General features: G+C 61.8%; 10 protein-coding genes. 5 read left to right on the top strand and 5 right to left on the bottom strand.

Annotation, left to right across the window (positions count from 1 at the left end):
* Positions 1-384: 384 nt before the first annotated feature.
* The 5 genes from FJ404_01695 to FJ404_01675 form a co-directional block, all read right to left on the bottom strand.
* On the bottom strand, positions 385-1,188 hold the full coding sequence (locus tag FJ404_01695; GenBank protein ID MBM3821595.1) for a type II secretion system protein: 804 nt from the start codon (positions 1,186-1,188) through the stop codon (positions 385-387).
* Between the two features lie 25 nt (positions 1,189-1,213).
* Positions 1,214-2,665: a DUF1501 domain-containing protein gene (locus tag FJ404_01690; protein ID MBM3821594.1), complete on the bottom strand. Its 1,452-nt coding sequence runs from the start codon at positions 2,663-2,665 to the stop codon at positions 1,214-1,216.
* 545 nt (positions 2,666-3,210) lie between these two features.
* A complete protein-coding gene (locus tag FJ404_01685; protein ID MBM3821593.1) occupies positions 3,211-3,399 on the bottom strand; it encodes a hypothetical protein in 189 nt (62 codons plus the stop codon).
* Positions 3,399-3,671, bottom strand: a complete 273-nt coding sequence (locus FJ404_01680) for a hypothetical protein (GenBank protein MBM3821592.1) — start codon at positions 3,669-3,671, stop codon at positions 3,399-3,401. Before FJ404_01680 ends, FJ404_01685 begins: the two co-directional genes overlap by 1 nt.
* Before the next feature lie 42 nt (positions 3,672-3,713).
* Positions 3,714-5,165 (bottom strand): hypothetical protein, encoded by a 1,452-nt coding sequence (locus tag FJ404_01675; GenBank protein ID MBM3821591.1) that lies wholly within the window; start codon positions 5,163-5,165, stop codon positions 3,714-3,716.
* A gap of 609 nt (positions 5,166-5,774) precedes the next feature.
* Between FJ404_01675 and FJ404_01670 the strand changes: the two genes are divergently transcribed.
* The 5 genes from FJ404_01670 to FJ404_01650 all read left to right on the top strand — a co-directional run bounded on the left by FJ404_01670 (position 5,775) and on the right by FJ404_01650 (position 11,981).
* A complete protein-coding gene (locus tag FJ404_01670) occupies positions 5,775-7,007 on the top strand; it encodes a hypothetical protein (GenBank protein MBM3821590.1) in 1,233 nt (410 codons plus the stop codon).
* Between the two features lie 30 nt (positions 7,008-7,037).
* Positions 7,038-8,015: a sugar ABC transporter substrate-binding protein gene (locus FJ404_01665; protein MBM3821589.1), complete on the top strand. Its 978-nt coding sequence runs from the start codon at positions 7,038-7,040 to the stop codon at positions 8,013-8,015.
* 291 nt (positions 8,016-8,306) lie between these two features.
* Positions 8,307-9,161 (top strand): shikimate dehydrogenase, encoded by an 855-nt coding sequence (gene aroE / locus FJ404_01660; GenBank protein ID MBM3821588.1) that lies wholly within the window; start codon positions 8,307-8,309, stop codon positions 9,159-9,161.
* A 29-nt stretch (positions 9,162-9,190) separates the two neighbouring features.
* On the top strand, positions 9,191-10,654 hold the full coding sequence (locus tag FJ404_01655) for a sugar ABC transporter ATP-binding protein (protein ID MBM3821587.1): 1,464 nt from the start codon (positions 9,191-9,193) through the stop codon (positions 10,652-10,654).
* A 4-nt stretch (positions 10,655-10,658) separates the two neighbouring features.
* The gene (locus FJ404_01650; protein MBM3821586.1) at positions 10,659-11,981 is read left to right on the top strand and encodes an ABC transporter permease; all 1,323 of its coding nucleotides are present in this window, start codon (positions 10,659-10,661) and stop codon (positions 11,979-11,981) included.
* Positions 11,982-12,387 lie beyond the last annotated feature (406 nt).

The raw sequence follows: 12,387 nt of genomic DNA, 5'->3' as shown, positions 1-12,387 counted from the left end.
CGATGTCATCCCCTCTCCGTGCCTTCGTGTCTCCGTGAGATCCCTCGCTTTCCTAGTCCGCTCGTCACTGCTCCATCACGGCTCGGACCGCGGCGTTCACGCCGCTTCAGCGTCGAAGATCGAGAACGTGGGTCATATCCCGTGCTTGGTGTTCTTCCACGTCGAAACGGGCTGAAGTCCGCGCGCCGGTTGCCCTTGTTCTCACGGAGGCACCAAGACACGGAGGGGGGGAATCCCGGCCACGAACCAAGATCAGGATGACTCTCTCGATTCAGTTGGGTTTGAGATGCTGCCACCCGATGAACCACCACTTTGCAGCCTGGGCCGACATCCGCCATCGGTGGGCGCGTGCCCGCTCGATTTCGTGTTGAGGGAAGGGGAATGTTACGTGCCGGGCACGTTGAAGTTTTCGTCTTTGTATTTGAGAACGTTGATTCGCCCCTCGACGTGACCGTCCGCCAGAATGGCGTTGGGTCCGCGCCGAATGTCCTTCCGACGGTCCGGGCGAGGATCCGAGTGGCGGAAAGTCGTTTGAAAGAGGAAGTGAGACGGCGGGAGCTTTTGGACAGGGTCCAGCAACTCTCGAACACCGGCGAAACCAGTGCCCATAGTCCATGTGGGCTCGTGGCCGTCCCAAACCATGAACATGCTGGAGGGATTCTCGATGCGTGTCGTTCTGAACGGACTCTGCTTTGGAAAACTCCAAGGGATGCGTCGATTGGGCATGCCCCAACCGATCGCAATGGCGGAATAATCGAACGGGAAAAGCTCCAGTTCTCGGGGTAAATCACTGCTCAGCGGCTGCCAGAAATTTGTTTCCGTCAGTGTGTATTTCCGGCGATCGGCTGGGCACCGAAACACGTTCACCGGCACACCGCTCCGCGTCATGAGCATGCCGAAGACGGTATGGCCGCGTCCGTTGCCCACGGCACCCGGAATGGGTGGGTCACTGAAGTGCCGTTCCCAGATCAAAGCCGACGCGTCGTTGTGATCGGTGGCATAGATGGCCAGGGCGATGCCCATTTGCCGCAGATTGGAGGTGCACGCCGTGTTGTAGGACGATCGTTTCGCTCTGGCGAGCGACGGCATGAGCAACCCCGCCAGAATGGCGATGATCGCGATGACGACGAGAAGTTCAATCAGCGTGAAGGCGTGCGCTGACCGAGGCTTGCAGAGAGCACTACTCATAAAGGTATCCGGCTCGGGTCAAAATTCATGCCAGGACCTCCGTGACGGGAGCGCCCCCCGGAACCAAGGGGTGGGGGCGCCCATCCACCCCGTGGAGCATGGTGCCAGGGTCGATCCCCATCGCGGCGAAAAGGGTGGCGATGAGATTCGCCGGTGAAACGGGGTGCGACTCGACATGAAACGCCCGGTAATCCGAAGAGCCATAAGTAAACCCGTGCTTCACGCCCGCCCCGGTCAGGAGGACATTCTGCAAATAGGACCAGTGGTCTCGTCCCCCTTTGGCGTTTACCTTGGGCGAACGCCCCATTTCGCCCATCACGACCACCAACGTTTCATCGAGCAGACCTCGCGACTCCAGGTCTTCGCACAGCGCGGAGTAAACTTGATCCAGTGCGGGCAAATGAAAATCCCGCAGGACGGGGAAATGCCGCTCATGCGTGTCCCATGCCGTGGGATCACTGCCTTGTTTCTCGAAACTCTCCCACGACACGGTCACAAAGCGGACGCCGCGTTCGATCAAGCGCCGGGCGGTCAGCGCCGACTCGCCGTAGAGGTGCCGCCCATAACGGTCACGCAATGCCGCGGACTCCCCGCTGAGATCGAACGCACGCCACGGACTCTCGCCAGTGCGCCGATCGGATAGAATTTCGAACGCTTTGCGCTGGAAATCGTCGAACGATTGGTAATCCGCCCCGCGGAAGCGGTCCGCACCCGCCTGCAATTGCTCGACCAGTGACCTTCGCTGATGAAAGCGATCCAAGGTGATCTCCGTGTTCAGCAGGGTCGAAGGCACCTGCACGTGGCCCGCGGGCTCCATGCGAGTGTCGTAAAAATCCTTCGCTTCGTACTTCTCCGTGATCACGCATTGCGTGAACAGAGGATCATACTTCCGACCCAGGTATCCACCGTAAGGGCCAGGTCGAAAGATGTCCTGCCCCCATCCCGGATAACACGGCATCCACACCGACGCTGGAGCTGTCCGGCGCTCATCCCGCGCAAGGTATTCAAGGACGGCACCCATGCCCGGGGCCTGTGTAGGAAGAATCGGAACCAAGGACTCGATCCGCTCGGGTGCGACACCGGTCATGGTATGGAGCAGCCCGGCGCTGTGGTCGTTGGAATCGTGGGTGAACGAGCGGATCAACGTCGATCGGTCCATCCACTTGGCCATTCGTGGCAGATACTCGCAGAAATGGATGCCGGGGACATTCGTGCGAATGCTTCCGAATTCACCACGATATTCCCTCGGTGCATCCGGTTTGGGATCGAACGTCTCCTGAACGGGCGGCCCACCGAAGAGAAAAAGAAGGATGACGCTCTTGGCTTTGCCACGACCCGGATCAGTGGAAAGGCTCGCTTCGGCTCGAAGCAGTTGCGGCAATGACATGCCAAACAGGGATAGGCCGCCGACGCGTAACATTTCCCTGCGGGTCAGACCACCGCATACCCTGTTCGTGGATCCTAGAACACGAATCATAACTCGATCGCGGCACTGCGTCCTTTCAGCCCGACGAGAACAAGGCCACGGCCTTTGAACGTTAGTTGCGCCACACGGCTGAAGTCAACGGAAACCGGGCAGGTGCCAGTTCTCACCGTGCATCCCGAAGTGGTCTGTCGTGTGGCGCAGGCTGCCCAGCCTGCCGTATCGCCGACGGCCCGGCGGGTGAAGAACGAGGCCCATCCATGCTCTCCACGCGCCCAGCCCGGATCATTCATACTGAGCTTGAATCCGCGACAGTTTGCCGCGTGAGGGCACGCGGCCTACCATCGCGCCTGCCTCTGTGTTTGTGCCAGGTGTCCTCACCGGGCGTCCCGTGCATGAAATAGGCGGCCTGGTTCCCTTCGTCGCCCCGCAGGCTGGGCAGCCTGCACCACAGCAGACAGGGCTGTCTGCGTGACCACGACAACCCGGTCACCGCCAACCTCTGGATCCACCTCAAGTCTCACCTCGCCACCGACAGTCGCTGAAACGGGTCGCAGAAAGACGGGGCGAAAGGCCGCGCGACGCAGGCGGGAGCACCCTCACACGCTCCGCGACAACACGCAACGACCGGACCGGGACTCCCGAACGCGGAGAAGCGTGTTGGACTGAGGATCAAGGACCGCCTGATTCCGTCCTCCCCGCCAGACGATTTCCACGGAGTCGATCCTCGCATCCCTGCGCAGCCCGATGGTAATGGGCCGTTCAAGAGTCGGACTGCTGGCGTCCATCACCAACGCCTTGTCACGGCCGCTGAACTGGTGACCGAACAGCTTGTGCCGCCCTGTCTGCGTGCGGCACGCACAGCCAAGCGGTTGAGTCGGCTCGTGTCGGCGTCGAGAGACCGTTTCATCTCGGCGACCAGATTCCCCTGGGGCATCTCGACCACCAGTTGAAAATGATTTCCCATGAGACCATAGGCGTGGACCAGCCAATCAGGTTCGGCGCACGCCTCGGCCAGCGTGGTGATGAACAACTCCCGGTCCCGGTCCTCGTGGAAGATCGATGCCCCTCGGTCGCCGCAACCAGAAAGTCCTAGGCCGCGCTACCGGAAACGCAGCGAATACAGGTCACCATCCCTGAGCACGAGCCGCAGGCCAATGGTCTTGCCCCGCAGGGATCCGAGGTCCGGGCTTCCCCGCCACGAGACGATCCGCTCGATGTCGTCCCCGATCAGTTCCTCGCTGTCAGCCAGGGCGAATCCCGGGATCGGCCGCCCGTCGGCGTCCTGGATTTCCACCCTGAGGCCACCGGCTGCGCTGGTCGAGAGGTTCACTTCAAGGGCGCGGCCGTCGAAGCGCAGCGGTTTCGTCAACAGTTCGCCGCCCTCATAGCCGGCATGGATCGAAGCAAAGCCGTCGGTCCGGAGGGTAAGGCGCTCAAGGAAAGCGGACCTCTGCCCGTAGTTCCGTTGCACGTAGACGGAAATCTCGGCCGGCCCCGTCGGCAACACTCCCAGCGCCGCATAATTGGAACGCGAGACCCAGTGGCTGGCTCCCAGGCCCGGCCGGATGAAGCTTTCCCTCCGGATGAAATCGTAAGTCGCCGAGCCCGCCCGGCTCGTCATCAGGACCGTGTCCGAGATGTCCTCCGCCCCACCGGTGTCGGCGGTTAGACCGAGCTGGGCCGCCTGCTCCTCGCTCAGGGCACGACGCCCACGCTGGAAGCGCGCCGCCAACGAGAGGTAGAGGTGGGGGGCACGGAAATAAGGCGTCGTTTGGTTGACGTAGAGGTGCTGCGACGGGCGGCTCGAAGCAGTGTCGCCGTAGGTCATCGGCACCGGCGGACTCCAGGTCCGGAAATCCGGCGAGGTCGCGCGTGCGGTGGACCGGATTCCGCCGGCACGTTCGCTCTTCCCTCCCACCATGTACCGCGCCAACAGCACGTAGCGGCCCTCGGCGGCCGACCAAAACATTACGTTCTGCGAGTCGAAGTGGTTCGGGAGGCTGCGCGGCACGAGTATTCCCGGCAACCGGCGCCAGCGAATGCCGTCGGACGAAACGAACCCCACCAGTCCTTCCTTCACTTCGACGTTCGCCTTGTACCGCTCCTCCGCCGGCACGCCGGGCCGGTCGTCGATGAACGGGCAGAAGGTGTCGCCCTCGAAGAGGATCGCGTTGTTGCGCGACGATCCGTTGATCTCCACCACGCCGACCTCGGGCTTGACCCAGACGATGCCGTCCCGGCTCTCGGCGTAGCAGGTCATCGCGTGATGTTCCGCTGGTCTCGCCGCCCGGTAGTACATGCGGAACCGGTCGCCGTCCTTGAGGACCGTGGTGTAGAAGCAGGTTTGCGGATCCTCATGAGGCAGATCGTAGCGAATGGCGACACCGGCCGGACGCGGCTCGTGCAACCTCACCGTCAAGCTGGTCAGTCGTTTGATCAGAAGGTCATCGACGAAGAGCTCGCGGCGAGTGCCGACATCAATGATCTCCGCCCGGGCCAACCCGGTCACGATCAGCCCCGCCGCCAGGAGCGCTCTGACGATCGCCTTCACAAGCCAAGACGCTGCTCCCGCCGTGGTCCGGGACAAGCGCAAACATCCGGCTGGTCGGCGACCGCCACCCGTTCAGCGGCGACGACACTTTCCTCCGCTTGCGGCCTCATGGCCACCTTGCTAACCCCATTCGTTCCACCAAGTCCGACTGCCGTCGAATGGGTACGCAGGGGTGCGCAACTGATAGGAACTTGCTTGCTCAAGGTGGACCAAGGATAGCTGTCGAGAGGCGTTTGGTCGAGCAAGAATTCCCCTCGATTCGCGGAATCAGGAATCACCCCTTGGGGGGCCTCGGAAGTTACCCCAGGAGGGACTCCTCCCGGACATTCCCCAGCAACACTTGATGCTGGAAGGTCTCACCGCGGGCCTGACTCGTGATGCTGGGTTGATCCGCTATCTCGAGCGGGTTTGAAGGTGCCCCGGAAGTTTTCTGCTCGCAGTCCATGGGGCCGTTTCATCGGAATTTCCTAATTTTCCATGTCCGGTGAGGTCTTATTTGTTTGCCGATGGCAAGTGTGGTCTCTAAAGTTATAGGCCAGATGCCAGCAAGGTGCCACGTCAAGCACAGTGCATTCTTTGCCTGACCCTGCCAACATCCCACTCGCTCCCATGAACTCGCCCTTATCCAACCTCATCATCATGTCTCTTCTCGCTGCAACTGCTGCGGCCTGGGGCGCGGATGGCAAGAAGCCGCGCACCCTCAACTCCCAGCCCAGCTTCATCGTTACCACCAAACAAGTGGAGCTCGCAGTGACCGAACTCGGCGGACACATGGCGCCGGTCACGTTCTTCCGCGACAGCGCCCAGCCCGTGCAGCCGTATCACATCAGCCCGTGGCAGAACGAAAAGCCGTCGAAGATGCCCGCGCCCGTGCTGGTCGTCTTGCGGGGCGACTTTTTCTGTCTGCCGTTTGGCGGGAATTCCGAGGCGGTATCAGGCGAGAAACATCCGCCCCACGGAGAAATTGTCGGCGACGCGTGGAAGCTCGAAGGGACCACGAAAGTGGGTGACGTGACGACGCTCACCATGGCCATCGATACCAAGGTTCGCAAAGGTCGAGTCACGAAGGAACTTTCTCTGGTGGAAGGCCACAACGCGGTCTATTCGCGGCACAGCATCGCGGGGTTCACCGGGCGTGTCCCGCTCGGGCATCATGCCACGCTGGCGATGCCGGAGAAGGAAGGCGCGGTGCGGATTGCGACGAGCGCATTCCGCTTTGGCATGACGTACCCGGGGCTTTTCAGCGATCCGAGGCAGCGGGAATATCAGGCGCTGCTGCCCGGCGCGAAATGGACCGATCTGACGAAGGTTCCTGCCGCTTGGAAGGGGGCTGCGGATGCTGACCTCACGCGCCTGCCCGGACCGTACGGTTACGCGGACCTCATCCAGCTCGCCCACGAGTCGTGGGGGAAGACCGGAGGTCCCGCCTGGACGACCGCGACGTTCGCCGAGGCCGGTTACGTTTGGTTTGCGCTTAAAGATCCCGCGGTGCTCAATAGCACGGTGTTTTGGATGGAGCATCACGGACGTCACGGCCACCCTTGGAATGGCCGCAACAATTGTCTCGGCCTTGAGGATGTCACCGCCTATTTCGCTGATGGCCTTGCCGCCTCGACACGCGACAACTTGTTCACCCAGGCGGGCGTCGCCACCGCCGTGGAGTTGAGCGCCGGTCAGCCGACCGTGGTGAACTACATCCAGGGCGTGGCAAGAATTCCGGCAGGCTTCGAGAACGTGCGGACGCTCGAATTCGGCCCTGGCCAAGTGACATTCGTCTCAACCACTGGACAGCGTGTCGTCGCTCCGGTGCGCCACGAGTTTCTGAGAACCGGGAAATTGTAACTCGAACCCCAACGACGCTTCGACGATTTTATGATCAAACCTACCCTCCTGGCTGTTGGCGTCAGCACGCTCCTGCTACTGACGGGATGCGGCGACAAGCCTGCAAACACAGCAACCTCCCCGTCCACCGCTGCCAAGGCACAAGGCACCATCGGCGTGTCCTTGCTCACCCTCGACAACCCCTTCTTCAAAGTGATCGGCGACCACATCACGGCGGAGGGCAAGAAGCACGGCTACGATGCGATCGTGGTCAGCGGCGACAAGGACGTCGCCAAGCAGAGCAATCAGATCAAGGATTTCATCGTCAAGAAGGTGAGCGCCATCGTTCTCAGTCCCTGCGATTCCAAGTCGATCGTTCCCGTGATTCAGGAGGCAAACGCGGCTGGTATCCCGGTCTTCACGGTTGACATTCCATGCAACGAGCCCGGCGTGAAGATTGTGACCCAAATCGCGACCGACAACTACGGTGGCGGCAAGGAAGCGGGTCGCGCGATGATTGAGGCGCTCGGTGAAGCGGGCGGGAAGATTGCCGTGCTCCACTTCAAACAAGCCGAGTCTTGCCTGCTTCGAGTGAAAGGTTTCCGGGAAGTCATCGACGCTCACAATGCGGGCGGCAAGGGCCAGATTGCCATCGTCACCGAGTTGGAGAGCGGCGGAGCGAAGGACATGGGCTACAAGGCCGCGGAAGATGCATTGCAGGCGCACTCGGATCTGCGCGGTATCTTCGCCATCAACGATCCTGCAGCGCTCGGGGCTCGGGCTGCACTCGAAAAGGCCGGCAAGACTCACGTTTTGATCGTTGGATTCGACGGCCAGCCCGAGGGCAAGCAGGCCATCAAAGACGGAAAGATCTACGCGGACCCGATTCAATTCCCCGACAAGATGGGTGTCCAGATCGTGCAAGCGATCATGCGCCATTCGAAAGGTGAAACGCTCCCGGCGCAGATGCTCATCCCCACAAGTCTCTATCGCAAGGCCGATGCGCAAAAGGATCCTGAACTGAAATAGGGCCGTGACCATGAGACATCGATCCATGCGTTGCCCCGCGTTTGGTCCGGAGCGAGGAGCGACGAAGGAGCAGCGCCGCCAGAGCCCTGTGACTGAGGAGCAACACGGCCCCAGGTCCAACCCGGCGCCACCCTCCGGGCGGCAGTCCTCTTTCGCGCTGACTTCGTTGCTCACTCCTGACGGACCGCTCACGGGTATGCGCGTCGCTCGCGCCTCGTCGGCCCGAAAGATTCCTTGCCGCGCAGGGTTCGATATTTCCTTGCCACAGCATTAGCACCCCCACACCCCTCTATGAACGAACAAGGCAAATTTCTCCACGAACTCGTTGGCTCGATGTCGCAAGGCGCGGCGGGCAATCCCACCGTGGTCATGATCGAGGCCGCTTTCGCGCACCACCGCCTGCATTGGCGTTACGTCAACATGGAGGTCGCCCCTGCCGATCTTGGCTCGGCTGTGCGCGGCGCGAAGGCGATGGGATTTCGAGGCTTCAATTGCAGCCTGCCGCACAAGGTCACCGTCATTCCGCATCTCGACGGACTGGGCGAATCCGCGGCCGTGATGGGAGCTGTCAACTGCGTTGTGCGACGTGGTGAGAAGTTCATCGGGGAAAACACCGATGGAAAGGGATTCCTGAAATCGCTCGAAACGGCGATCCATCCGAAAGGGAAATCCGTCGTGCTCTTCGGCGCCGGAGGCGCCGCGCGCGCCATCGCCGTGGAACTTGGCCTCGCTGGAACCAAGCGAATCACCCTCGTGAACCGATCCGAGGCCCGTGGCGCGGAACTCGTCGCCCTCCTGCGCGACAAGCTGAAGCTGGAGGCCGAACTCGTCGTTTGGCGCGGCGACTACCGTATTCCAGCCGGGACGGACATTGTCATTAACGGCACATCGATCGGCCTGTACGCTCCGCAGGCGCAGCTTGCGCTCGATCTGAATTCGCTCAAGCCTGGGATGGTGGTGGCCGACGTCGTCTTCAGCCCGGTCCGCACGCGCCTCCTTGAGGATGCGGCCGCCCGCGGCTGCCGCGCGCTCGACGGACTTGGCATGCTCGTGAACCAAGGCGTCGTGGGCGTCCACTATTGGACGGGGCTGGACCCGGATGCGACGGTGATGCGCAAGGCGCTCGAAGCCGCCATGGGCGTATGACCGGCAACGCACCCGCGTCGCTCCTGGAGATGCGCGGCATTGCGAAGTCCTTTCCGGGTGTGCAGGCGTTGCGCCACGTGGATCTCAGCCTGAGGTCGGGCGAGGTGCTCGCGTTGCTCGGCGAGAATGGCGCGGGCAAAAGCACCCTGATGAAGGTGCTTGGGGGGGCGCACCGCGCGGATGCAGGCACGATCGTCATCGACGGACGCCAGGTTTCCTTTCAATCGCCGCAAGATTCGCGCGGCGCCGGCGTGGCGGTGATCTATCAGGAGTTCAATCTTGTCCCCGTCCTTACCGCCGTGGAAAACATGTTCCTCGGCCAGGAGGTGACACGCGCAGGATTTGTCGCCAAGAAAATGGAACGTGAGCGTGCGGCGGCGCTCTTCAAACGGCTCGGCGTTGAGGTTGATCTCGAGGTCCCTTGCCGTCGGCTGAGCACGGCGCAGCAGCAGTTGGTCGAAATCGCAAAGGCGCTTGCCTTCGAGGCCCGCATCATCGTCATGGATGAGCCGAGCGCGGCATTGACGTCGCACGAAGTGGTGCGGTTGTTTGAGATCATCCGCGACTTGAAGAGCCACGGCATCGGCATCATCTACATCAGCCATCGTCTGGATGAAGTCTTCAGCATCGCCGACCGCGTCACCGTCTTGCGCGACGGCAGGAACGTGGGCGAACGGCCCATCGCGCAGATCACACGCAACGAGATGATCGAACTGATGGTTGGCCGTGACTTGAAGGACGAGTTTCCCGCGCGCCAGGTCGCGATAGGAGCTCCTCGGTTGGAAGTGACCGGGCTGCGGCGGGGCGGCTCGGTGCGCGATGTGTCCTTTTCCGTGCGGCGGGGTGAGATTCTCGCACTCACCGGCCTCGTGGGGGCCGGCCGTACGGAGACCGCACGGCTCATCTTCGGAGCCGATGCGCGTGACGCGGGTGAAATCCGCCTCGATGGAAACCTCCTGGCGATCCGCTCGCCCCGGGAAGCGATCGCGGCGGGCGTCGGCCTCCTGACCGAAGACCGCAAGTTGCAGGGGCTCGTCCTGGCCCACACGGTTCGTGAGAATTTCGGACTGCCGAATCTCGACCGACTTTCAGCGCGCGGCTTCGTGCAGTTGGGCCGCGAGCGAGAGGAACTGGGCCGCTATGTAGAGCAGTTGAAGATCAAAATGCCGAGCCAGGAGCAGCGTGCCGGCCATCTTTCCGGCGGCAACCAGCAGAAAGTCGTTCTTGCCAAATGGCTCGCGCGCAACTGCGAAGTGCTGCTCTTCGACGAGCCGACACGCGGCATCGACGTCGGCGCGAAGTACGAAATCTATCTGCTGATGAACCAACTCGTTGCGGAGGGGAAAGCCATCGTGATGATCAGTTCCGAACTTCCTGAGGTGCTCGGCATGGCTGACCGCATCCTCGTGATGCATGAAGGACGGGTGACCGGCGAAATTCCCGAGGCACGGAGAGCCACGCAGGAGCAGATCATGGAACTCGCCGTCGCCTGACCCCATGAATCACACCCTCTCCCGATGGCTGTCCGACTACGGAATGATCTTCGTCCTCCTGTTGCTCTGTGCGTTCTTCAGTGTGGTGACGTACACCGAGCAGTCGCCCACGGGCGAGGCTGCGGCGCATCAGGTCGTCAGCGCCATTCGGCAGCAGTTCGGGACGACCCCGCGCGTGCTGATCGCCGCCAGCGACCAACCTGGCGATGCGGCGTTTGCTGTGGCCGTGGAGAAGGAGCTTTCCGCATCGGGCGCTCAAGTCCTCGCGACGGTGCAAGGCGAACCCAAGCACGCCCGCGAGGCGCTGGTGAAAATCAGCGCATCCGGTGTCCAGCTCGACGCGATCGCCTGCACGCAAGCCGCCGGAGCGTGGCGGGTCTTTTCCGACTTGAAGGCGGACTTTCCCGCGCTCGGCGAACCGCGCTTGATGACGCCTCGCAGCTATCGCTGGCCAAACTTTCTGAAGTCCGAAAATTTGCTGAACATCGCGAACCAAATCGCGGTCATCGCGATCGTGGCGATCGGCATGACCATGGTCATCATCACCGGCGGCATTGATCTTTCCGTTGGCAGCTTGCTCGCCCTTTCGGCGGTGCTCACGGCGGGGTTCATCCGCGATTTTGCGGGAGGCGTGACTGCCTCGAGCGGGGGGATGCTGGTTGCGTGCCTTGCGGCGATCACCCTCTGCGGATTCATCGGAGCCTTTTCCGGGGCGATGATCACGCGGTTTGCGATTCCGCCCTTTATCGTGACGCTGGCCATGATGCTCGTCGGGAGCGGGCTTGCCTACATCCTGGCGAAGGGGCAGTCCATCTACCAACTCCCCGATTCCTTCGTCTGGCTCGGACGCGGCGCAGATTTGATGAGCCTGCCCAACGCCGTCGTGCTCATGCTCCTCCTCTATGCGCTGGCGCACGTGCTGATGTCACGCATGAAGCTGGGCCGCTACCTCTATGCCGTTGGGGGCAACGCGGAAGCGGCGCGCCTCTCCGGCGTCCCCGTGAATCGCGTGCTGATGTTTGCCTATGTCGCCAGTGCGCTGCTGGCCGGACTCGGCGGAGTGATCATGGCCTCTCAACTCAAGAGCGGCTCAGCGACCTACGGCTCGATGTATGAGCTTTACGTGATCGCGGCCGTCGTCGTCGGCGGCACGAGTCTCAGCGGAGGAGAAGGGAGAATGTTTGGCACGCTCACGGGCGCTTTCACCATCGCCGTGATCCAGAACGGCATGAATCTTACCAACGTTGAAAGCTACACGCAGAAAGTCGTCCTGGGCCTCGTCATTCTGAGCGCCGTACTGCTGGACAAAATCCGCCATGGTCGCTGACAAGTAAACGGATCTTTACGGGTCATCAACGATACTTTGATCGCCTCGCGGGAGCGTCTCGGAGTACGCCGGCTACTTACCCCTTAGTATGAACCCTTCTCCTGCGTGCGAAAGCGGTGGAGGGCCACCGCAGTCCAAGACGCTGGCGCGTTGGCGATGAGGTTCGAGATTCGCGAAGCGTCTTGGAGTGCGCCAGCCCTCTGGCGCTTTGGGCGATGGGACATGGCGGCGGTGGATTTGATGCAACGACTTCGACGGCGGATGGGGCCATCTACTGATATCCGCATAATATAGAGACATTTTTCTAGCTTTTCTGGATTTACCTTGTAAACTCCGTGCATGGGTAATCCACGTGGAGTAAAACGCGACTTCCAAGCGCTCGAAAACCGCCGTTTGGAGGCTTATC

The sequence above is a fragment of the Verrucomicrobiota bacterium genome (genome assembly GCA_016871495.1).
GTDB lineage: Bacteria > Verrucomicrobiota > Verrucomicrobiia > Limisphaerales > VHDF01 > VHDF01.
The sequence above is the reverse complement of the archived record's forward strand: the minus strand, read 5'-3'. Positions and strand labels throughout refer to the sequence as shown.

What these genes read in the sequence shown, in the direction of transcription:
- FJ404_01695 (MBM3821595.1), bottom strand. Translation starts at nt 1,188, where the DNA reads ATGAGTAGTGCTCTCTGCAAGCCTCGGTCAGCGCACGCCTTCACGCTG.
- FJ404_01690 (MBM3821594.1), bottom strand. Translation starts at nt 2,665, where the DNA reads ATGATTCGTGTTCTAGGATCCACGAACAGGGTATGCGGTGGTCTGACC.
- FJ404_01685 (MBM3821593.1), bottom strand. Translation starts at nt 3,399, where the DNA reads ATGGACGCCAGCAGTCCGACTCTTGAACGGCCCATTACCATCGGGCTG.
- FJ404_01670 (MBM3821590.1), top strand. Translation starts at nt 5,775, where the DNA reads ATGAACTCGCCCTTATCCAACCTCATCATCATGTCTCTTCTCGCTGCA.
- FJ404_01665 (MBM3821589.1), top strand. Translation starts at nt 7,038, where the DNA reads ATGATCAAACCTACCCTCCTGGCTGTTGGCGTCAGCACGCTCCTGCTA.
- aroE (MBM3821588.1), top strand. Translation starts at nt 8,307, where the DNA reads ATGAACGAACAAGGCAAATTTCTCCACGAACTCGTTGGCTCGATGTCG.
- FJ404_01655 (MBM3821587.1), top strand. Translation starts at nt 9,191, where the DNA reads ATGCGCGGCATTGCGAAGTCCTTTCCGGGTGTGCAGGCGTTGCGCCAC.
- FJ404_01650 (MBM3821586.1), top strand. Translation starts at nt 10,659, where the DNA reads ATGAATCACACCCTCTCCCGATGGCTGTCCGACTACGGAATGATCTTC.